The organism is Pseudomonas sp. YQ_6 (assembly GCF_043103245.1).
Taxonomy (GTDB): Bacteria; Pseudomonadota; Gammaproteobacteria; order Pseudomonadales; family Pseudomonadaceae; genus Aquipseudomonas; species Aquipseudomonas alloputida.
The window spans coordinates 70016-90023 of sequence record NZ_JBICJR010000071.1 but is presented as its reverse complement, the minus strand read 5'-3'; the positions used below and the strand labels follow the sequence as shown (position 1 = coordinate 90023).

Annotated in this window: 21 protein-coding genes; 11 read left to right on the top strand and 10 right to left on the bottom strand. The window is 62.4% G+C overall.

What is annotated here, in order from left to right:
• Window positions 1-103 precede the first annotated feature (103 nt).
• A complete protein-coding gene (locus tag ACF8FG_RS25100; RefSeq protein ID WP_014592859.1) occupies window positions 104-961 on the bottom strand; it encodes an SDR family oxidoreductase in 858 nt (285 codons plus the stop codon).
• A 190-nt stretch (window positions 962-1151) separates the two neighbouring features.
• Here ACF8FG_RS25100 and exbB point away from each other — a divergent pair, with 190 nt between their 5' ends.
• The 6 genes from exbB to ACF8FG_RS25070 all read left to right on the top strand — a co-directional run bounded on the left by exbB (window position 1152) and on the right by ACF8FG_RS25070 (window position 7870).
• Complete coding sequence (exbB, locus tag ACF8FG_RS25095) at window positions 1152-2126, top strand: tonB-system energizer ExbB (RefSeq protein ID WP_014592860.1); 975 nt, start codon at window positions 1152-1154, stop codon at window positions 2124-2126.
• 3 nt (window positions 2127-2129) lie between these two features.
• A complete protein-coding gene (gene exbD, locus ACF8FG_RS25090; RefSeq protein ID WP_003253367.1) occupies window positions 2130-2558 on the top strand; it encodes a TonB system transport protein ExbD in 429 nt (142 codons plus the stop codon).
• A complete protein-coding gene (locus ACF8FG_RS25085; protein WP_010955804.1) occupies window positions 2555-3286 on the top strand; it encodes an energy transducer TonB in 732 nt (243 codons plus the stop codon). Before exbD ends, ACF8FG_RS25085 begins: the two co-directional genes overlap by 4 nt.
• Window positions 3287-3380: 94 nt before the next feature.
• Window positions 3381-4307, top strand: a complete 927-nt coding sequence (locus ACF8FG_RS25080; RefSeq protein ID WP_003253362.1) for a hydrogen peroxide-inducible genes activator — start codon at window positions 3381-3383, stop codon at window positions 4305-4307.
• 3 nt (window positions 4308-4310) lie between these two features.
• On the top strand, window positions 4311-6389 hold the full coding sequence (gene recG, locus ACF8FG_RS25075) for an ATP-dependent DNA helicase RecG (RefSeq protein WP_014592862.1): 2079 nt from the start codon (window positions 4311-4313) through the stop codon (window positions 6387-6389).
• A gap of 77 nt (window positions 6390-6466) precedes the next feature.
• Window positions 6467-7870, top strand: coding sequence for an aminoacyl-tRNA deacylase and HDOD domain-containing protein (locus ACF8FG_RS25070; RefSeq protein WP_014592863.1), 1404 nt, complete (start codon window positions 6467-6469; stop codon window positions 7868-7870).
• Window positions 7871-7999: 129 nt separating this feature from the next.
• Here the strand turns inward: ACF8FG_RS25070 and ACF8FG_RS25065 are convergent, their stop codons facing one another.
• The 4 genes from ACF8FG_RS25065 to ACF8FG_RS25050 all read right to left on the bottom strand — a co-directional run bounded on the left by ACF8FG_RS25065 (window position 8000) and on the right by ACF8FG_RS25050 (window position 10342).
• Complete coding sequence (locus ACF8FG_RS25065) at window positions 8000-8374, bottom strand: SCP2 sterol-binding domain-containing protein (protein WP_010955807.1); 375 nt, start codon at window positions 8372-8374, stop codon at window positions 8000-8002.
• Between the two features lie 148 nt (window positions 8375-8522).
• Window positions 8523-8822: an HU family DNA-binding protein gene (locus ACF8FG_RS25060; RefSeq protein ID WP_003253355.1), complete on the bottom strand. Its 300-nt coding sequence runs from the start codon at window positions 8820-8822 to the stop codon at window positions 8523-8525.
• Window positions 8823-9009: 187 nt separating this feature from the next.
• Entirely contained in the window at window positions 9010-10158 is a 1149-nt protein-coding gene (locus tag ACF8FG_RS25055; RefSeq protein ID WP_019439067.1) for an NAD(P)/FAD-dependent oxidoreductase, read from the bottom strand.
• A 16-nt stretch (window positions 10159-10174) separates the two neighbouring features.
• Window positions 10175-10342: a rubredoxin gene (locus ACF8FG_RS25050; RefSeq protein WP_003253349.1), complete on the bottom strand. Its 168-nt coding sequence runs from the start codon at window positions 10340-10342 to the stop codon at window positions 10175-10177.
• A gap of 225 nt (window positions 10343-10567) precedes the next feature.
• Between ACF8FG_RS25050 and ACF8FG_RS25045 the strand changes: the two genes are divergently transcribed.
• The gene (locus ACF8FG_RS25045; RefSeq protein ID WP_012054112.1) at window positions 10568-11125 is read left to right on the top strand and encodes a chorismate lyase; all 558 of its coding nucleotides are present in this window, start codon (window positions 10568-10570) and stop codon (window positions 11123-11125) included.
• Window positions 11125-12015: a 4-hydroxybenzoate octaprenyltransferase gene (gene ubiA, locus ACF8FG_RS25040; protein WP_014592865.1), complete on the top strand. Its 891-nt coding sequence runs from the start codon at window positions 11125-11127 to the stop codon at window positions 12013-12015. The genes ACF8FG_RS25045 and ubiA overlap by 1 nt, the downstream gene beginning before the upstream one ends.
• Window positions 12016-12048: 33 nt before the next feature.
• Here ubiA and ACF8FG_RS25035 read toward each other — a convergent pair whose 3' ends face one another.
• Window positions 12049-12420 carry a hypothetical protein gene (locus ACF8FG_RS25035; RefSeq protein WP_019439066.1) on the bottom strand — a complete coding sequence of 124 codons (372 nt, stop codon included), beginning with the start codon at window positions 12418-12420 and terminating at the stop codon, window positions 12049-12051.
• Window positions 12421-12593: 173 nt separating this feature from the next.
• Here ACF8FG_RS25035 and phoB point away from each other — a divergent pair, with 173 nt between their 5' ends.
• From phoB to ACF8FG_RS25020, 3 genes are all read left to right on the top strand, one after another.
• Entirely contained in the window at window positions 12594-13283 is a 690-nt protein-coding gene (gene phoB / locus ACF8FG_RS25030) for a phosphate regulon transcriptional regulator PhoB (protein ID WP_003253341.1), read from the top strand.
• A gap of 48 nt (window positions 13284-13331) precedes the next feature.
• Window positions 13332-14639 (top strand): phosphate regulon sensor histidine kinase PhoR, encoded by a 1308-nt coding sequence (gene phoR, locus ACF8FG_RS25025; protein WP_014592867.1) that lies wholly within the window; start codon window positions 13332-13334, stop codon window positions 14637-14639.
• Between the two features lie 173 nt (window positions 14640-14812).
• On the top strand, window positions 14813-16153 hold the full coding sequence (locus tag ACF8FG_RS25020; RefSeq protein ID WP_014592868.1) for a hemolysin family protein: 1341 nt from the start codon (window positions 14813-14815) through the stop codon (window positions 16151-16153).
• Window positions 16154-16165: 12 nt separating this feature from the next.
• Here the strand turns inward: ACF8FG_RS25020 and ACF8FG_RS25015 are convergent, their stop codons facing one another.
• The 4 genes from ACF8FG_RS25015 to pstB form a co-directional block, all read right to left on the bottom strand.
• A complete protein-coding gene (locus ACF8FG_RS25015; RefSeq protein WP_014592869.1) occupies window positions 16166-17062 on the bottom strand; it encodes a peptidoglycan DD-metalloendopeptidase family protein in 897 nt (298 codons plus the stop codon).
• Between the two features lie 146 nt (window positions 17063-17208).
• The gene (locus ACF8FG_RS25010) at window positions 17209-18099 is read right to left on the bottom strand and encodes a response regulator (RefSeq protein WP_014592870.1); all 891 of its coding nucleotides are present in this window, start codon (window positions 18097-18099) and stop codon (window positions 17209-17211) included.
• A gap of 163 nt (window positions 18100-18262) precedes the next feature.
• Window positions 18263-19033 carry a phosphate signaling complex protein PhoU gene (gene phoU / locus ACF8FG_RS25005; protein WP_003253329.1) on the bottom strand — a complete coding sequence of 257 codons (771 nt, stop codon included), beginning with the start codon at window positions 19031-19033 and terminating at the stop codon, window positions 18263-18265.
• A gap of 101 nt (window positions 19034-19134) precedes the next feature.
• Entirely contained in the window at window positions 19135-19968 is an 834-nt protein-coding gene (gene pstB, locus ACF8FG_RS25000) for a phosphate ABC transporter ATP-binding protein PstB (protein ID WP_014592871.1), read from the bottom strand.
• Between the last annotated feature and the right edge of the window lie 40 nt (window positions 19969-20008).

The window sequence follows — 20008 nt, the reverse complement described above, 5'->3', positions numbered from 1 at the left end:
AGCTTAGAACTGTCCAACTTTTGGGGGGCAGTCCAGGGATCGCGCCAGCTTTTAGAAATAGAGCAAGACAGTTGCTCCTACAAGGCATCGCGCCAGTTGCCAGCTAGTCTTTTCCTGCCAGGATCGCGGCGTAGCCTTCCTTGTAGCTCGGATACTCAGGCGCCCAGCCCAGCGCCCGCGCCCGGGCATTGCTGCAACGCTTGCTGCCAGTACGCCGCACCCGCTGCTCATCGGACCATTCGGTAACCCCCATGTACGCCCGTAGCCAGGCCACTACATCGGCCAGCGGCGCCGGGTCGTCATCGACGCCAATGTAGCAGTCGTCCAGAGCCTTGCCATCAGCATCGGCCTGCAGCAGAAACGCCAGCAGGCTGGCGGCATCTTCGGCATGAATGCGGTTGCCATACAGCGGTGGCTCCTCGGCAACGCGGTAACCCTGACGCACCTGGCTCAGTAACCACTCGCGCCCTGGGCCATAGATACCGGTTAGGCGGACCACGCTCGCCGGGATGCCGCTGGCCAGTGCCAACCGTTCAGCCTCCAGCATCACCCGTCCGGAATAGCCTTCGGGCTCGGTGGCAGCGCCCTCAGCTATCCACTCGCCGTCCTTCTGCGCATACACGCTGCTGCTGGAGACGAACAACAGCCGGCGCGGGCGTTGGCCACGCTCGGCCAACCAGGCCAACACATGGCGCAAACCATCGACATAGGCTGCCTCATAACCCGCCTCATCGTGTTGGCTGGCTGCCACGCAGTACACCAGGTAATCCAGCGCGCCTTGTGGCCAGGCCTGCGGCATCGACGGTTCGGCCAAGTCTGCGGCAACCGGCTGAACCCCAGCGGGCAGCTGATCGACAGAACGGCGCAGGCCGCTCACCTGCCAGCCTTTAGCCAACATCTGCTTGGCCAGGCGCCCACCCACATCACCACAACCCACCACCATCACGGAAAGGTCTGACATCTCTAAACTCCCTAGACCAATTGATCAGCCTGGCCACGCTACACGATGGGCGGCTAGACCATAGGCGAAAAAAGCTACAATATTACTTTTGTTAACAAGAATTACTTGCAATAATGACCGCCAAATTGTTCTCGGCCTACATCGAGGCCTTGGAGAACGCTCACTTTTTTCTTCATCAGGTCCGGCCAGCATGACACGTACTCAACCTTCCGCTTCGCCAACCCCGTCGCGCGCCTGGCGCGCCATCGCCGCGCTGACACTCAGCCTGGTGCTGGCCCCGGTGGCCATGGCCGATGAGCCAACCACCAACGCCGCCACACCTGCCGCTGCTACTGCCCCTGCCGCACCCGCTGCTGCCCCGGTCGATGCGCCGGCGCCTGGTGCCACTGCCACCAACTCGGCAGATACACCGGCCGCAGCAGACCCAAGCGTTCAAGCCCTGGTCGAAGACACCTCGCTGGGCATGGCCCATGACCTGTCACCATGGGGCATGTACAAGAACGCCGACATCGTGGTGAAGATCGTCATGATCGGCCTGGCCATCGCCTCCATCATCACTTGGACCATCTGGATTGCCAAAGGCTTCGAGCTGATGGGCGCCAAGCGTCGCCTGCGGGGTGAAATCGCCCAGCTGAAGAAGTCCACCACCCTGAAAGAAGCCAGCGAGGTTTCCAACAAGGAAGGCACCCTGGCCCATACCCTGGTCCACGATGCCCTCGAAGAAATGCGTCTTTCGGCTAACGCTCGCGAAAAAGAAGGCATCAAGGAGCGCGTCAGCTTCCGTCTGGAGCGCCTGGTGCATGCCAGCGGCCGTACCATGAGCAGCGGCACCGGCGTGCTCGCAACCATCGGCTCCACTGCGCCGTTCGTTGGCCTGTTCGGTACCGTATGGGGCATCATGAACAGCTTCATCGGCATCGCCAAGACCCAGACCACCAACCTGGCCGTCGTTGCCCCAGGTATCGCCGAAGCGCTGCTGGCCACTGCCCTGGGCCTGGTCGCGGCAATCCCGGCCGTGGTCATCTATAACGTCTTCGCCCGCTCCATTGCCGGTTACAAGGCGCAGGTGTCCGACGCCTCCGCCCAGGTACTGCTGCTGGTCAGCCGTGATCTGGACCACCAGGGTAGCGAGCGCGCCGCCCCGCACATGGTGAAAGTGGGGTAAGCCATGGGCCTGCATCTCAACGAAGGTGGCGACGACCTCGCCGAAAACCACGAAATCAACGTTACGCCGTTCATCGACGTGATGCTGGTGCTGCTGATCATCTTCATGGTCGCCGCCCCCTTGGCCACGGTCGACATCAAGGTCGACCTCCCGGCCTCAACCGCCAAACCGGCGCCAAGGCCAGAGAAACCGGTGTTCGTCAGCGTCAAGGCCGACCAGAAGCTGTATGTCGGCGACGATCAGGTTGCTGCACCCGACCAGCTTGGCCCGATGCTCGACGCCAAGACCAAGGGTGACAAGGAAACCACCATCTTCTTCCAGGCTGACAAAGGCGTGGATTACGGCGACCTGATGGAAGTGATGAACAACATGCGCGCGGCCGGCTACCTGAAAGTCGGTCTGGTAGGTCTCGAGACGGCAGCCAAGAAATGATGAAAACGCGCTCTAACATGGCGCGCTACGGTGGCAGCCTGGCGATCGTGCTGGGCGTGCACGTGGTCGCCGTGCTGCTGACGCTCAACTGGTCGGTGCCACAGGCCATCGAACTGCCCCCGGCAGCGATGATGGTCGAACTGGCACCGTTGCCGGAGCCTGCGCCACCACCACCCCCAAAGGCAGCTCCGCAGCCACCGGCCCCGGTCGAGGAACCACCGTTGCCGAAGCTGGCAGAAGCGCCCAAGCCCAAGATCGCCATCCCCAAGCCGCCCAAGCCGAAGGCCAAGCCCCAGCCGCCCAAGCCCGAGAAAAAGCCTGAGCCGCCGAAGGAAGCACCGCCCACCGAGCAAACGGTGGACGCACCGCCCAGCAACTCGCCACCGCAGAAGTCTGCGGCACCGGCACCGAGCATTGCGTCCAACAGCAACGCCTTGCCAACCTGGCAGAGCGACCTGCTGCGCCACCTTGCCAAGTACAAGCGTTACCCGGAAGACGCGCGCCGTCGCGGCCTGCAAGGCATGAACCGCTTGCGCTTCGTGGTCGACGCCGAAGGCAAGGTCGTGTCGTACTCCATGGCCGGCGGCTCAGGCAGTGCCGCACTGGACCGGGCGACCCTGGAAATGATCCGTCGGGCCGGCACGGTACCCAAGCCGCCACCCGAGTTGCTGAACAATGGCACGATTGAAGTCGTGGCACCGTTCGTCTACTCACTGGACCGCCGTTAAGACTTTTGTTTCTGTCACAATTCGGCAAGTCTGATAACGTGCGTCTATCGATTGCAGCCGCTATGCTGGGCCCGCAACTTCATGGACGCACGTTATGACCCTTACAGAATTACGCTACATCGTCACACTCGCCCAGGAACAGCACTTCGGCCATGCCGCCGAGCGCTGTCACGTGAGCCAACCCACCCTGTCGGTCGGTGTGAAGAAGCTCGAGGACGAGCTTGGCGTTCTGATCTTCGAGCGCAGCAAAAGCGCAGTACGCCTGACCCCGGTCGGCGAAAACATTGTCGCCCAAGCGCAGAAGGTACTGGAGCAGGCCCAGGGCATTCGCGAGCTGGCCCAGGCCGGCAAGAATCAGCTGACCGCTCCGCTCAAGGTCGGCGCTATCTACACCGTCGGCCCTTACCTGTTCCCGCACCTGATCCCGCAGCTGCACCGCGTGGCGCCGCAAATGCCGCTGTACATCGAAGAAAACTTCACCCACGTACTGCGCGAAAAGCTGCGCAACGGCGAACTGGACGCGGTGATCATCGCCCTGCCGTTCAACGAAGCCGACGTGCTGACGCTACCGCTATACGACGAACCGTTCTGCGCCCTGATGCCTGCCGACCACCCATGGACGGCGAAAAAGACCATCGACACCGCCATGCTCAATGACAAGAGCCTGTTGCTGCTTGGTGAGGGCCACTGCTTCCGTGACCAGGTACTGGAAGCCTGCCCTACCCTGAACAAGGGGGGTGAAGGCTCAAGGCACACCACGGTCGAGTCCAGCTCGCTGGAAACCATCCGTCACATGGTGGCTTCCGGCCTTGGCGTATCGATCCTGCCGCTGTCGGCAGTGCACAGCCATCACTATGCCCCCGGCGTCATCGAAGTGCGCCCGTTGACGGCACCGGCACCGTTCCGCACGGTAGCCATCGCCTGGCGCGCCAGCTTCCCGCGGCCAAAGGCCATCGAGATCCTCGCCGATTCGATCCGCCTGTGCTCGGTCGCCAAGAACCCTGCGGAACAACCGGCCTGAGTCATGAGTGAGCTGTCGAAGGTCCCGGTCACAGTACTGAAAGGTGTGGGCGAGGCGATGGCGGAGAAACTCGCCAAGGTCGGGCTGGAAAACCTGCAGGACATGTTGTTCCACCTGCCCCTGCGCTACCAGGACCGTACGCGCGTGGTGCCAATCGGCCAGCTGCGTCCCGGCCAGGATGCGGTTATCGAGGGCGTGGTCAGTGGTGCCGATGTGACCATGGGCAAGCGCCGCAGCCTGGTGGTGCGCCTGGGCGACGGCAGCGGTGTGCTGACATTGCGCTTCTACCACTTCAGCAACGCGCAGAAGGAGGGCCTGAAGCGGGGCACCCACCTGCGCTGCTACGGAGAAGCCCGCCCCGGCGCTTCGGGCCTGGAAATCTACCACCCGGAGTACCGTGCGCTGAACGGCAACGAGCCACCACCGCCGGTGGAGCAGACCCTGACACCAATTTATCCGTCCACCGAGGGCCTTACCCAGCAACGCCTGCGCCTGTTGTGCCAGCAGAGCCTTGCGCTGCTTGGCCCGCGTAGCCTGCCCGACTGGCTGCCTGACGAACTTGCCCGGGACTACCAGCTGGCACCCTTGGACGAAGCCATCCGCTACCTGCACAACCCGCCGGCCGACGCTGACCTCGACGAGCTCGCCGAAGGCCAGCACTGGGCTCAACACCGCCTGGCCTTCGAAGAGTTGCTGACCCATCAGCTGTCGCAGCAACGCCTGCGCGAAAGCCTGCGCAGCCTGCGTGCGCCGGTACTGCCCAGGGCCACGCGCCTGCAGGCGCAATACCTGGCTAACCTGGGCTTCCAGCCGACCGGCGCGCAGCAGCGGGTAGCCAACGAAATTGCCTACGACCTTAGCCAGCACGAACCGATGATGCGCCTGGTGCAGGGCGACGTGGGTGCCGGCAAGACCGTGGTCGCTGCACTGGCGGCTTTGCAGGCGCTGGAGGCGGGCTACCAAGTGGCATTGATGGCACCCACCGAGATCCTCGCCGAGCAGCACTACATTACCTTCAAGCGCTGGCTGGAACCGCTGGGCATTGAAGTCGCCTGGCTAGCCGGCAAACTCAAGGGCAAGGCCCGGGCCGCCTCCCTGGAGCAGATCGCCAACGGCGCACCTATGGTGGTCGGCACCCACGCGCTGTTCCAGGAAGAGGTAAGGTTCAAGCACCTGGCCCTTGCGATCATCGACGAACAGCACAGGTTCGGCGTGCAGCAGCGCCTGGCCCTGCGCAAGAAGGGCGTGGCCGGCGAGCTGTGCCCGCACCAGCTGATCATGACCGCCACGCCTATTCCACGCACCCTGGCCATGAGCGCCTACGCCGACCTGGACACCTCGGTGCTCGACGAATTGCCGCCAGGGCGTACGCCGGTGAACACCGTGCTGGTGGCCGACAGCCGCCGCTTCGAAGTGGTCGAGCGGGTACGCGCCGCCTGCGCCGAGGGGCGCCAGGCCTATTGGGTATGCACGCTGATCGAAGAGTCCGAAGAACTCACCTGCCAGGCCGCCGAAAGCACCTATGAGGAGCTTGGCAGTGCGCTGGGTGAACTGAAGGTGGGGTTGATCCATGGGCGCATGAAACCGGCAGAAAAAGCCGAGATCATGGCCGAGTTCAAGGCTGGCAACCTGCAGCTTCTGGTCGCCACCACGGTCATCGAGGTGGGCGTGGACGTGCCCAACGCCAGCCTGATGATCATCGAGAACCCCGAGCGCCTGGGCCTTGCACAGTTGCACCAGCTGCGCGGCAGGGTTGGCCGGGGCAGCGCCGTGAGCCATTGCGTGCTGCTGTACCACCCGCCGCTGTCGCAGATCGGCCGCGAGCGCTTGGGGATCATGCGCGAGACCAACGACGGCTTCATCATCGCCGAGAAAGACCTTGAACTGCGTGGCCCGGGCGAGATGCTCGGCACCCGCCAGACCGGCCTACTGCAATTCAAGGTCGCCGACCTGATGCGCGACGCCGACCTGCTGCCGGCCGTGCGCGACGCGGCCCAGGCCCTGGTATCACGCTGGCCGGAACACGTCAGCCCGCTGCTGGACCGCTGGCTGCGGCACGGCCAACAATATGGCCAAGTGTGACGCCAGTCCCAGAATGGATCCAGATTTGCTCGCAGGCTGGTTATACTTCGCGTTTAAAGAAACAGTGGATACGGACCATGACTGAAGTTGCCCTGGACACCGCAACCCCACACGCCCCCTCCGTCATCAGGCTGCTGCTCGACAAGCTCGGCGTGCCCTACCGCCAGGTGGTCGAACACTCGCACCTGCCTGCGGCTTCGCGGGTGCAGGCTGTCCTTCTCGACGACGAGGTCGGCGCCCTCATGGTGCTGTTCCCGCAGAACCACCTGCTGGACCTCAACCGCCTGGCCGAGCTGACCGGGCGCAAGCTGACCGCCGTGTCGGTGCCGCGCCTGAAGCAGATGCTCGACAAGCACCACCTCAAGGCCCTGCCGGGCATCCCGGCGCTGACCAGCTCGCCATGTCAGTACGAAAAGAGCCTGCTCGACGCTGAAACTGTCTTTATCCAGTCAGGCGAAGCCGGCCTGTTGCTGGAAATCGAACGCGCGCACTTCAAGCGCATGCTGGCCAAGGCCAGCGCCAGCAGCTTCGGCCAGCAAGTCGAAGCGATCAGCCCCAATCTCGACCGCCCCGATGACGACACCCGGGAAATCACCGATGCGGTCCAGGCCTTCACTGCCCGACGCATTCAGAAACGCCTGGAAGAAACCATCGAAATTCCACCGCTCGCCGACACCGCGCAGAAGATCATCAAGCTGCGGGTAGATCCCAACGCCAGCATCGACGACATCACCGGCGTGGTCGAAACCGACCCGGCGCTGGCGGCACAGGTGGTGAGCTGGGCTGCATCGCCCTACTATGGTTCGCCGGGCAAGATCCGCTCGGTGGAAGACGCCATCGTGCGTGTGCTGGGTTTCGACCTGGTGATCAACCTGGCCCTGGGCCTGGCACTGGGCAAGACCTTGAGCCTACCCAAAGACCAACCGCAGCAGGCCACGCCCTACTGGCAACAATCGATCTACACCGCCGCGATCATCGAAGGCCTGACCCGCGCCATGCCTCGTGCAGAACGCCCCGAGGCCGGGCTGACCTACCTGGCCGGGCTACTGCACAACTTCGGCTACCTGCTGCTCGCGCACGTGTTCCCGCCGCATTTCTCGCTGATTTGCCGCCACCTTGAGGTCAACCCGCATTTGAACCACACCTATGTGGAGCAACACTTGCTGGGCATCAGCCGCGAACAGATCGGTGCCTGGCTGATGAAGCTGTGGGACATGCCAGAAGAGCTGTCGACTGCCTTGCGCTTTCAGCACGATCCGGCCTACGACGGCGAATATTTCGCGTTCCCCAACTTGGTGTGCCTGGCCACCCGCCTGCTGCGCTCGCGAGGTATAGGCTCAGGGCCACAGGAAGAGATTCCTGACGAGCTGTTGGAACGCCTGAGCATTACCCGGGACAAGGCTGAGGATGTGGTGAACAAGGTGCTCGAAGCCGAGAACCTGTTGCGTGAGCTGGCTTCGCAGTTCCACGCACCGCATTAAGCATTAACACATAGCCTGTGGGAGCGGGCATGCCCGCGAACACCGGCTAAGCCGGTGCCATGCACCGCGTCGCTTGTCTCGCGGGCACGCCCGATCCCACAGGTAAAGCATCGGCATCCCCGTTGGGCTTCAGCCTTTCTTCTTCGGTTTCAGGTATTTCATCAACCCCTGGAACCACATCACCAGCGCCGGGTTGCCCTTGATCTGGATGTGCTTGTCCTGAATCCCTTGCATGAACGCCAGCTGCTTGTTACCCGCCTGCATGGTGGCGAAGCCATAGGCGGCGTCCTTGAAGGCAATGGCGAATGCCGGCTGTGGGTGCGCGCCGCCCTTGCTGCTGATGCGTTCGTTGTTGACGATGAAGTGCCGGGCAACCTTGCCGTCCAGGGTCTGCATCTGGAACACCAGGTCCTTGCCCTTGAGCTGCTGCTGGAATGCGGGGTTATTACGGCTGGCCCTGGCCATCAACAGCCCCATGGCCCAGAGAAGAAAGCGGAACTTCATCAACGCGCCTCGAATGAAAAGTGACTAAGGCGCGCAGTTTATCCTTTTCCAGAACTATTTATGCAAGTTCGAAACATTTTACCTGCAGAAAGCACAACGGGCGCCTTGGGGCGCCCGCTTGGCCGACACTGGGGTTGTCAGGGAGCGATCACTTGCCTTTCTTGGCTGGCTTGGCGGGGGCGTTAACGCTGTCACGCAGGTTCTTGCCAGGCTTGAAGGCTACGGTATTGCTGGCCTTGATCTTGACCGGTTCCCCAGTTTGCGGGTTCTTGCCGGTACGCGCGCCGCGATGACGTTTTTCGAAGGTGCCGAAACCGACCAGGGTCACGGTGTCCTTGTCCAGGGCACCGGTGATGCTGTCGAGAATCGCGTTCAAAACCTGATTGGCCTTTTCCTTGGTCAGATCAGCCTTATCGGCGATGACGGCGGCGAGTTCTGGTTTGCGCATAGTGAAGCCTCTTTGACGGAATTCTTGTTGTTATGCCGTGCTGCCTCTGGGAGCAGCGCTCAAGGCACCGCAGGCTCTAATCTGCGGCAGACGGGAGTGAGAATGGCACGAGCTCAGGGGCCGCGCCAGTATCTGGGCGGCCATTGTGCAGGCAACAACAGGATAAATCCGACAGAACGCGCGCTATTTACGCCATAACCGGTGGCAACTGACGATTCAGCGCCAGCTTCTCCATCACCGCCGCTCCGGTCAGGGCGTAGCCCAGCAGCTTGCCGTCGGCATCAAGGCAGAGCACCTTGAGGTCAGAGCCCTGCCCCTCTACCTGCCAGATGCCTTCGCAACCCTGTGGCGCTGGCGAAACCACCACCGGACAGGCCGGGGTTTTCACGGTGATAGGCATCGGTCCGTAGGAAACTGCCGTCGGCTTACCGGCCAGGGTTTGCGCCAGCGCCCGGGCACAGCTCATCAGCGGCATCACGTACAGCAGGTTGATGCCATCGACTTCGGCACAGTCGCCAAGGGCGAAGATGTTGGCGTGTGAAGTACGTAGCTCGCGGTCTACGCTTACGCCGCGGTTGGTCTGCAGGCCGGCCGCGGCAGCCAGGTCGGTACGTGGGCGCAGGCCGATGGCCGAAACCACCAGGTCGCAGGCGATCACGCTGCCGTCCGACAGGTGCGCCTCCAGGCCTTGGGTCACCTGCTGCAGGCGGGTCAGCACCGGCCCCAAGTGAAAGCGTACTCCCAGCCCCTCCAGCCCACCCTGTACAGCCGCCGCAGCGGCCGGGTGCAGCAGGGTCGGCATGACCTGTTCGCACGGCGCCACAACGTCGACCTTGAAACCGCCCAGGCTCATGTCATTTGCGAATTCGCAGCCGATCAGGCCGGCGCCGAGGATCAGGACACGCTGCTTGCCCGCGGCGGCAGCACGGAAGCGCGCGTAGTCCTCCAGATCGTTGATCGGGAATACCAGATGGCTGCCATCACCCTCGATCGGCACTTGCACGGTCTGCGCCCCCCAGGCCAGCACCAGGTCGCGGTATTCCACGGCTTCTTCGCCGATCCACAGCCGCTTGTGGCCCGGGTCGATGCCGCTGATGCGGGTATGGGTACGGATCTCGGCGTTCAACTGCTCTGCCATGGCGCCCGGCTCTGCCATGCACAGGCCGTCGGCGTCCTTCTGCTTCGCAAAGCCCATGGAAAGCATCGGCTTGGAGTACGAACGACCATCGTCGGCGGTGATCAGCAACAGCGGCGCCTGCGCATCGAGCTTGCGAAATTCACGAGCCAGGTTGTAGCCCGCAAGGCCGGTACCGATGATTACCACAGGAGACGTCATGTCGTGCTTTCCTCGATTAACCGATGGAGATCATTTCAAAATCGCTTTTGCCGACACCGCAGTCGGGGCACAGCCAGTCTTCAGGCACATCCTCCCAACGGGTGCCGGGGGCGATGCCGTCGTCGGGCCAGCCTTCGGCTTCGTCGTAGATCAGGCCACAGACAATACATTGCCACTTTTTCATCAGGTCTATTTCCTCGGTTCAGGCTGGGGCTTGTGTTGCTGCTGATGGCCTCTTCGCGGGCAAGCCCGCTCCTACAGTGACCGCGCAGGCCTGGCGGGCTTGCCCGCGAACAGGGCCAGCTTGCAATGCGTGGAGGCTTTGTAGCGGCCCTGCCGGCAGTATGCAAGCAGTTGGGGCAATCATGCTAAGCTCGCCGCCTCTCTGGCTGTAACAAAGCATACCGACGTGTCGTACGAATCCCCGCAAGCAGCCGCTGTCGCGTGGCTGCCGTATTCACAGCTGGCGACCGACATCGACCAGCCCACCCTTGACTGGCTGTTCGACGAGGGCTCGCTGACCCGCCGCCTGACCCGTCTGTCCATCGATCACTTTTCCGTCACCCCGTTGTTCGAGGGCTGGCAGCCGTTGCGCGATGACGAATGCCAAGCGCTGGGCATCGCTGCTGGCGCCGAAGGCTGGGTGCGCGAAGTGTACCTGCGCGGCCATGGCCAACCTTGGGTGTTCGCCCGCAGCGTGGCCAGCCGCAGCGCCCTGGAACGTGGCGGTCTGGACCTGGAATCCTTGGGCAGCCGCTCGCTGGGCGAGCTGCTGTTCTGCGACCAGGCGTTCATCCGTCATCCGCTCGAAGTGTGTACTTACCCACAGGCTTGGCTGCCGTCCGAAGCTGCACATGCGGCGCTTTGGGGCCGCCGCTCGCGCTTCGAGCGCAACGGCCTGGACCTGCTGGTGGCAGAAGTGTTTCTGCCGGCATTGTGGCAAGCGGCCAAGGAGGAAAACCGCTGATGTACCTGCAACTGCTCAAGTCGCTCAACCGCCTGCATCCACGGGCCTGGGACTTCGTCCAGCTCAGCCGCATGGACCGGCCGATAGGCATCTACCTGCTGTTGTGGCCGACCCTGTCGGCAGTGTGGATTGCTGGCAATGGGTCACCCACCCTGGCCAACGTGCTCATCTTCGGCCTTGGTGTGGTGCTGATGCGCGCGGCCGGCTGCTGCATCAACGACTTTGCCGACCGCAAGGTTGACGGCCACGTCAAGCGGACCGCAGACCGCCCCTTGGCCAGCGGCCGGGTGAAGCCACGCGAGGCGCTGACACTGTTCGCGATTCTGGTCGGCGTGAGTTTCCTGCTGGTGCTGTGCACCAACAGCCGCACCGTCTGGCTGTCGTTCGGGGCGGTGGCCTTGGCGTTCTGCTACCCGTTCATGAAGCGCTACACCTACTACCCGCAGGTGGTGCTGGGGGCGGCGTATTCGTGGGGCATTCCCATGGCTTTCACAGCCGCTGGCGGTGAATTGCCGGCCGGCGCCTGGCTGCTGTACATCGCCAACCTGCTGTGGACGGTAGGCTACGACACCTACTACGCCATGGTCGACCGCGATGACGACCTGAAGATTGGCGTGAAGTCCACAGCGATCCTGTTCGGCGACGCTGATCGCAGCATCATCCTGACCCTGCAGTTGCTGTCGCTGGGCTGCCTGTTGCTGGCCGGTAGCCGCTTCGACCTGGGTGGCTGGTTCCACCTTGGGTTGCTGGGTGCGGCGGCTTGCTTTGCCTGGGAATACTGGTCAACGCGCAAGCTGGACCGGGAATCGTGCTTCAAGGCATTTCTGCACAACCACTGGGCAGGGATGCTGGTATTTATCGGAGTTGTGCTGGATTACGCGTTGCGCTGAGTAGTTTGGGGCCGCACAGCGGCCCCGGCTACCTCAAGGCTTGGCAACGTGCCAGACGTCTTTCATGCCGTCACCGGTCATGTCACCGGCCTTCTTGTCCTTGATGAAGGTATACAGCGGCTTGCCGTCGTAAGCCCACTGCATCGAACCGTCGTCACGCGTTACATGGGTCCATTTATCCTTCGGTGCTTCGTCTTCCTTCTTGACCATCAACGGTGGCCAGTTCTTGGCGCACTCGCCATTGCACATCGACTTGCCAACCGCATCCTTGTCAAAGGTGTACAGGGTCATGCCGGCATGATCGACCCACATGCCATCCTTCTCCATGGCATGGTGGGCCAACGCCACCCCCGGGAGCGCCAACGCAGTGAAAAGGGCCATCCAGCTCAGCGTATGTCGTGTCATTGGATTCACCATTGTTGCGGGGGGAAATGAGTTCGGGTTGCCATCAAAGCGGCCCTCTGTAGCCTAGTTCAGTCACGGAATGTCGCCAGAACGGCCAACACCCTGTCACACAGCTGCAATAATTCCGTTATCTAATGCGGGCCAAGACACCGAATCCAGGAGAGGTTTTGAGCATGGTAGGCAGGAACATTCTGATCGTCGACGACGAAGCGCCCATTCGCGAGATGATCGCCGTTGCCCTGGAAATGGCCGGCTATGACTGCCTGGAAGCGGAAAACTCCCAACAGGCCCACGCGATCATCGTCGACCGCAAACCGGACCTGATCCTGCTCGACTGGATGCTGCCGGGCACCTCCGGCATCGAGCTGGCCCGCCGCCTGAAGCGCGACGAGCTGACCGGTGATATTCCGATCATCATGCTCACCGCCAAGGGTGAAGAAGACAACAAGATCCAGGGCCTGGAAGTGGGCGCCGACGACTACATCACCAAACCGTTCTCGCCGCGTGAACTGGTAGCGCGACTGAAAGCCGTGCTGCGCCGCACTGGCCCGAGCGACAGCGAGGCGCCAATCGAGGTCGGCGGCCTGCTGCTCGACCCGATCAGCCACCGTGTGACCATCGACGGCAAGCCGGCCGAGATGGGCCCTACCGAATACCGCCTGCTGCAGTTTTTCATGACCCACCAGGAGCGCGCCTATACCCGCGGCCAACTGCTGGATCAGGTGTGGGGCGGCAACGTCTATGTCGAGGAACGTACCGTCGACGTGCACATCCGTCGCCTGCGCAAGGCGCTGGGTGAAGCTTACGAGAATCTGGTACAAACCGTCCGGGGCACTGGCTACCGTTTCTCGACCAAGAGCTGATCGAGTTCCCGAGCGCCAAGCTGCACGTCGTTGTACAAGGACCGTCAATTGAACCAGAACTGGCACGCAACCCTGATTCGCCATCTGCTGTTGCTGCTTACCGTCTGCCTGATCGGCGGGCTGGTCAGCGGCTACTACGGCTGGAGCCTGGCCATTGGCCTGGCGCTCTATCTGGGCTGGACCCTCAAGCAACTGCTGCGCTTGCACGACTGGCTGCGCAATCACCAACCCGACGAAGCACCGCCCGATGGCTACGGCCTGTGGGGCGAGGTATTCGATAGCATCTACCACCTGCAACGCCGCGACCAGCGCGTACGGGGCCGCCTGCAGGCAGTGATCGACCGGGTGCAGGAGTCCACCGCTGCTCTGCGTGACGCGGTGATCATGCTCGACAGCGACGGCAACCTGGAATGGTGGAACCGCGCCGCCGAGACCCTGCTGGGCTTCAAGACCCCACAGGACGGCGGCCAGCAAGTGACGAATCTGGTGCGCCACCCGCTCTTCAAAGAGTACTTCGAGGCAGAAAACTACCTCGAGCCGCTGGAAATCCCTTCGCCGATCAATGACCGCATGCGTGTGCAGTTGCACATCACCCGCTACGGCAATAATGAACACCTGATGCTAGTGCGCGATGTCACTCGCATTCACCAGCTGGAACAGATGCGCAAGGACTTCGTCGCCAACGTGTCCCACGAGCTGCGCACGCCGCTGACGGTAATCACCGGCTACCTGGAAACCCTGCTGGACAACGTCGAGGACGTGAACCCCCGGTGGAGCCGCGCCCTGCAGCAGATGAGCCAGCAAGGCTCGCGCATGCAAACCCTGCTCAACGATTTGTTGCTGCTGGCCAAACTGGAAGCCACCGATTACCCATCGGACAACCAGCCGGTGGCAGTCGATGCCCTGCTCGCCGCCATCAAGAACGACGCCCAGGCCCTTTCCGGGCCGCGCAACCAGCGCATCAGCCTGGAAGCTGCGCCTGGCGTCAAGCTGAAGGGCAGCGAGTCAGAACTGCGCAGTGCCTTTTCCAATCTGGTGTTCAATGCGGTCAAGTACACCCAGGACGAAGGCAACATCCGCATCCGCTGGTGGGCCGATGCCCAGGGCGCACACCTGTCGGTGCAGGACTCGGGGGTGGGCATCGATGCCAAGCACTTGCCACGCCTGACCGAGCGGTTCTACCGGGTAGACTCCAGCCGTGCATCGAATACCGGCGGTACCGGGCTGGGGCTGGCAATCGTCAAGCATGTGCTGATGCGCCACCGCGGCAAGCTGGAAATCAGCAGTGTACCGGGGCATGGCAGCACCTTTACCTGTCACTTTCCGCCAGCACAATTGGCCAACGAAAAGGCTTGAGATTGGGGCTGCGGCGCAGCCCTTCGCGGGCATGCCGGCTGCCACTGGGCCCGCAATGAGTCGCCTGCCCTTTGCTTTTACAGCCCCAGCCGCTACATTGGATCCCCTGTGCCAGCAAAAGCTGGCACTTTTTTTCTCCCTATCTCAAAGACGGACCCCGTAAAAACTCCATCATGGACCCTTCCTCTGGTATTAGCCTCACCTCGCTATTCGCCGACTTCGGCATGATCATCTTTGCCTTACTGCTGGTGCTGCTCAACGGCTTCTTCGTTGCCGCAGAGTTCGCCATGGTCAAACTGCGCGCCACCCGCGTAGAGGCCATCGCCGAAAAGCACGGCTGGCGTGGCAACATCCTGCGCAAGGTTCACAACCAGCTCGACGCCTACCTGTCGGCCTGCCAGTTGGGCATCACCCTCGCCTCGCTGGGCCTGGGCTGGGTGGGTGAGCCCGCCTTCGCCCACCTGCTGGAACCATTGCTGGCCTATTTCGGTGTGGACAGCGCCGAGCTGGTCAAGGCGATCTCGTTCTTCGTCGCCTTCTTCGTCATCTCGTACCTGCACATCGTGGTCGGCGAGCTGGCCCCCAAGTCCTGGGCTATCCGCAAGCCAGAGCTGCTGTCGCTATGGACCGCCGTGCCGCTTTACCTGTTCTACTGGGCGATGTACCCGGCCATCTACCTGCTCAATGCCAGCGCCAATACCATCCTGCGCATTGCCGGCCAGGGCGAGCCTGGCCCGCACCATGAGCACCACTACAGCCGCGAAGAACTCAAGCTGATCCTGCACTCCAGCCGTGGTCAGGACCCAAGCGACCAAGGCATGCGCGTGCTGGCATCGGCCGTGGAAATGGGCGAGCTGGAAGTGGTCGACTGGGCCAACTCGCGTGAGGACATGATCAGCATCGACGCCCATGCGCCTCTGAAGCAGATCCTGGCCCTGGTGCGCCGCCACAAGTTCAGCCGCTACCCGGTGTACGACGCCGAGCGCGAAGAATTCACCGGCCTGCTGCACATCAAGGACCTGCTGCTGGAGCTGGCTGAGCTGGAGCACTTGCCAGAGACCATTGACCTGGAGGACCTTGCCCGGCCACTCGAACGCGTGTCGCGGCACATGCCGCTGGCCCAGTTGCTGGAGCAGTTCCGTAAGGGCGGCGCGCACTTCGTGCTGGTAGAGGAAGCCGATGGCAAGGTGATCGGCTACCTGACCATGGAAGACGTGCTGGAAGTGCTGGTGGGCGACATCCAGGACGAGCACCGCAAGACCGAGCGTGGCATTCTCGCCTACCAGCCGGGCAAGTTGCTGGTGCGCGGCGACACCCCACTGTTCAAGGTCGAACGCCTGCTGGGTATAGACCTTGACCACATCGAGGCCGAAACCCTGGCGGGGTTGATCTACGAGACGCTCAAGCGCGTGCCGGAAGAGGAGGAAGTGCTGGAGGTCGAAGGGTTGCGAATCATCATCAAGAAGATGAAAGGGCCCAAGATCGTACTGGCCAAGGTGCTGAAGCTGGATTGATGGCCCAATCGGTCAGGGGTTGCCGGCAGTGAAGTCCGGCATCCCGCTGATCGGCCTGTCGAAGCGGTAAGGTATCGATTCCAGCGCCAACCCCACATTGCGCTGCACCACAAAATGCAGGTGCGGCCCAGTGCTGTTGCCGGTATTGCCCGACTTGGCCAGCATCTGGCCCTGCCGTACCCGTTGCCCCTCCGCCACCACCACCGAACCACGCATCAGGTGAAGGTATACGCCCATGGTGCCATCCGGGTGCAAAAGCCTGACAAAGTTACCCGAGGGGTCGGGGCCGCGCCCGCTCTGGCTGTTCTGCGTCTTCACCACCACCCCTTCCCGCGCGGCGATGATGGGCGTGCCCTCGGGCATGGCGATATCCATGGCATAGCGCCCTTTGGGTCCAAAATGGCTGACGCGGCCATTGGGGCCCTGAGTGACGCGGAACGGCCCGCCAATCCACGGGAACGCATAGCGGAAGCCCTGGGGCCGTTTGCCCGGGTCACCCATGGCCTGCAGCAGGGTCGAACGGTAGTTCAGCAGCAGCCCGGGCCGCCCCCTGAGCACACTGAGCATCTGCGTGGTGCGCGGCGGCAGCAGCCGGCGCACGATACGCGGGGCATCGCCGCCTTGTGCGTTGACCAGGTTGTCCAGCCGCAACTCTACCTCTACCGGCACATGCAGCTCGTTTCGTGCCGAAAAGCTCACGCCACCGTCGAAGGTTTTCGCGTTCAGCAGTACCTGGCCTTCGAGCGTTTCGACCATGGGCTCGAGCAACCCCAAGGGCTTGGCGCCGGGGCCAGGGCGATCGGAATAGGAGATGACACCGGAATCGTCGGTGATCTTGTAGAGTGTCACGCCCTGGCTCGACGCTGAGGCCATGAGCAATGCACAGAACAGCAGCAGGCGCGCGGGCATGATAGTGGCTTTTTGACAGTGATGATCTGTCGAAGCCTAGCAGCGGGTTTTACGGTAGGTATTGCAGTTGGTCGGATGGGGCAACTCGGGCTTGGGCAGAAGCAGCCTTGTGCTGCTCCTGCCCAAAGCATGGCGCGGGGCCGGGGTCAGGCACCGGGGGTGAAGTGCTTCTGCGCTGTGCCGCGGGCAATCAACCGAGACAAGTAGTCGAGCTTCTGGGCATCCTGGTCGACAAACTTGAACGTCAACTGCAACCAGTCACTGTCAGGTTTTGGCTCCAGCGCTGCGACAGCATGCAGGTAGCCGTTCAGGCGAGCGACTTCGGCACTTTCGCCCTGCTCCAGGTCCAGCACCGCACCTTCCAGCACCTGTGGTAGCGCTTCGTTGCGGCGTACCACCAGCAGTGCCTCTTTCAGGCTCAACGCCTTGATCACGCATGGCTGCATGCCACTGGCCAGGCGCAGCTGGCCCTGGCCACGGCCGCTCGGCGCGGGGGCGGCAGGTGCGGGCGCCGCGACCAAAGGCTTGACCGGTGCCGGTGTCGGCGCCGCCACCTTGACCGCTTCAGGCTTGCCCGCAGTCAGCGCGTTCAACGAATCGTTGGCAAACGCCGGGTTGGCTCGCGCCGGGCCGATGGCCATCAGGCTGTCGAGCTTACCGATCTTGGTCAGGGCTTTTTTTACCTTGGTCAGCAGTTGCTCGTTGGTGAACGGCTTGCCTACAAAATCGGAAACACCCGCCTGGATCGCCTGAATGACATTTTCCTTGTCGCCACGGCTGGTCACCATGATGAACTGCAGGTTCTTCAGTGCAGGCTGCTGACGGCACCAGGTCAGCAATTCCAAGCCAGACATTTCCGGCATTTCCCAGTCGCACAGGACCAGGTCGAACGCTTCTTTGCCGAGCATGGCCATGGCCTTGCGACCGTTGATCGCGTCGTCGATGGCCATACCCGGGAAGGCATTACGCAGACACTTGCGGACCAGATCACGGATAAACGGGGCGTCATCCACGACCAGCACATTCACTTTACTCATCGATACTCCTTATGAATCCCGACTAGCCTACTGCCAAATGATGGCCACTTGCTACAACCTGGTCACGCCGGGACTTCTTCACATCGTTCGCGGGTGCCTGCCGGCTCTCGACCGCAAACGAAAACGCCCGGCCAAGGCCGGGCGTCGATGCTCGGGAGCAACCTTACTTATCGTCAGATTCACCCGGAACATTAGCCTTTTCGCCGTTGGCGACAGCAGTACCCTGCACTTCTGCCGTCATGCGCTTGAGGCCCATGTGGCGCACGTCGGTGCCGCGCACCAGGTAGATCACCAGTTCGGAGATGTTGCGCGCATGGTCGCCAATACGCTCCAGCGAGCGCAGCACCCAGATCACGCTCAGCACCCGAGAGATAGAGCGCGGGTCTTCCATCATGTAGGTCACCAGCTCACGCAGCGCGGTCTTGTATTCGCGGTCGATGGTCTTGTCGTACTGGGCCACCGACAGCGCCAGGTCGGCGTCGAAGCGGGCAAAGGCGTCCAGCGCATCCCGGACCATGTTGCGCACCTGGTCGCCAATGTGGCGCACCTCGACATAACCACGCGGCGACTCGCCCTCTTCGCACAGCTGGATGGCGCGGCGGGCGATCTTGGTCGACTCGTCACCGATGCGTTCCAGGTCGATCACCGACTTGGAAATGCTGATGATCAGGCGCAGGTCCGAGGCCGCTGGCTGGCGGCGGGCGAGGATGCGCAAGCACTCCTCGTCGATATTGCGCTCCATCTGGTTGATCTGCTCGTCAACCTCGCGCACCTGCTGGGCCAGACCAGAGTCGGCTTCGATCAGCGCGGTAACCGCGTCGTTGACCTGCTTTTCCACCAACCCGCCCATGGCCAGCAGGTGGCTGCGCACCTCTTCGAGCTCGGCGTTGAACTGCTGGGAAATGTGATGGGTAAGGCTTTCTTTGTTGATCATCGTTTTGTCCTTTGGTAGCGCGGCCCTGTAGGAGCGGGTTCACCCGCGAACACCGGCAACGCCGGTGCCAGACACCGAGGTGCCTGTTTCGCGAGCGGCGCTTAGCCGTAGCGACCGGTGATGTAGTCTTCCGTCTGCTTCTTCGCCGGGTTGGTGAACAGGGTATCGGTATCACCGAATTCGACCAGTTTGCCCATGTACATGAACGCGGTGTAATCCGAAACACGCGCCGCTTGCTGCATGTTGTGGGTCACGATGACGATGGTGTACTTGGATTTCAATTCATAGATCAGTTCTTCGACCTTCAAGGTCGAGATCGGGTCCAGCGCCGAGCACGGTTCGTCAAGCAGCAGCACCTCCGGCTCCACGGCAATGGTGCGGGCGATGACCAGACGCTGCTGCTGGCCACCGGACAGGCCCAGCGCCGACTCGTGCAGGCGGTCCTTTACCTCTTCCCACAAGGCCGCGCCCTTCAACGCCCACTCGACGGCTTCATCAAGCACGCGCTTCTTGTTGATGCCCTGGATGCGCAGGCCGTAGACCACGTTCTCGTAGATGGTCTTGGGGAACGGGTTCGGCTTCTGGAACACCATGCCCACACGCCGGCGCAGTTCGGCAACGTCTTCGCCCTTGCGGTAGATGTTGTTGCCGTACAGGTTGATGGCACCTTCCACACGGCAACCGTCAACCAGGTCGTTCATCCGGTTGAAAGTGCGCAGCAGGGTCGACTTGCCGCAGCCGGATGGGCCGATGAAGGCGGTCACACGCTGCTTCGGGATGTTCATCTGCACGTCGAACAGCGCTTGCTTGTCGCCGTAGAACAGGCTCAGGCCCGGCACTTCGATGGCCACGGTTTCTTCAGCCATCCGCAGGCTCTGCTTGTTGCGGCCCAGGGCAGACATGTCGATGCCATGGGTGTGGGAATCTTGCTGCATGGTCAACTCCATACGCTATCAAGTCGTTTCAAAGGGCCGC

Bases quoted from the DNA above. Each gene is read 5' to 3' on its own strand.
- ACF8FG_RS25010 (WP_014592870.1), bottom strand. From the start codon at position 18,099: ATGAGTAAAGTGAATGTGCTGGTCGTGGATGACGCCCCGTTTATCCGT.
- exbB (WP_014592860.1), top strand. From the start codon at position 1,152: ATGACACGTACTCAACCTTCCGCTTCGCCAACCCCGTCGCGCGCCTGG.
- ACF8FG_RS25065 (WP_010955807.1), bottom strand. From the start codon at position 8,374: ATGAAGTTCCGCTTTCTTCTCTGGGCCATGGGGCTGTTGATGGCCAGG.
- ACF8FG_RS25085 (WP_010955804.1), top strand. From the start codon at position 2,555: ATGATGAAAACGCGCTCTAACATGGCGCGCTACGGTGGCAGCCTGGCG.
- recG (WP_014592862.1), top strand. From the start codon at position 4,311: ATGAGTGAGCTGTCGAAGGTCCCGGTCACAGTACTGAAAGGTGTGGGC.
- ACF8FG_RS25080 (WP_003253362.1), top strand. From the start codon at position 3,381: ATGACCCTTACAGAATTACGCTACATCGTCACACTCGCCCAGGAACAG.
- ACF8FG_RS25100 (WP_014592859.1), bottom strand. From the start codon at position 961: ATGTCAGACCTTTCCGTGATGGTGGTGGGTTGTGGTGATGTGGGTGGG.
- phoU (WP_003253329.1), bottom strand. From the start codon at position 19,033: ATGATCAACAAAGAAAGCCTTACCCATCACATTTCCCAGCAGTTCAAC.
- ACF8FG_RS25020 (WP_014592868.1), top strand. From the start codon at position 14,813: ATGGACCCTTCCTCTGGTATTAGCCTCACCTCGCTATTCGCCGACTTC.
- ACF8FG_RS25035 (WP_019439066.1), bottom strand. From the start codon at position 12,420: ATGACACGACATACGCTGAGCTGGATGGCCCTTTTCACTGCGTTGGCG.
- ACF8FG_RS25060 (WP_003253355.1), bottom strand. From the start codon at position 8,822: ATGCGCAAACCAGAACTCGCCGCCGTCATCGCCGATAAGGCTGATCTG.
- ACF8FG_RS25070 (WP_014592863.1), top strand. From the start codon at position 6,467: ATGACTGAAGTTGCCCTGGACACCGCAACCCCACACGCCCCCTCCGTC.
- ACF8FG_RS25055 (WP_019439067.1), bottom strand. From the start codon at position 10,158: ATGACGTCTCCTGTGGTAATCATCGGTACCGGCCTTGCGGGCTACAAC.
- phoB (WP_003253341.1), top strand. From the start codon at position 12,594: ATGGTAGGCAGGAACATTCTGATCGTCGACGACGAAGCGCCCATTCGC.
- ubiA (WP_014592865.1), top strand. From the start codon at position 11,125: ATGTACCTGCAACTGCTCAAGTCGCTCAACCGCCTGCATCCACGGGCC.
- exbD (WP_003253367.1), top strand. From the start codon at position 2,130: ATGGGCCTGCATCTCAACGAAGGTGGCGACGACCTCGCCGAAAACCAC.
- ACF8FG_RS25015 (WP_014592869.1), bottom strand. From the start codon at position 17,062: ATGCCCGCGCGCCTGCTGCTGTTCTGTGCATTGCTCATGGCCTCAGCG.
- pstB (WP_014592871.1), bottom strand. From the start codon at position 19,968: ATGCAGCAAGATTCCCACACCCATGGCATCGACATGTCTGCCCTGGGC.
- ACF8FG_RS25050 (WP_003253349.1), bottom strand. From the start codon at position 10,342: ATGAAAAAGTGGCAATGTATTGTCTGTGGCCTGATCTACGACGAAGCC.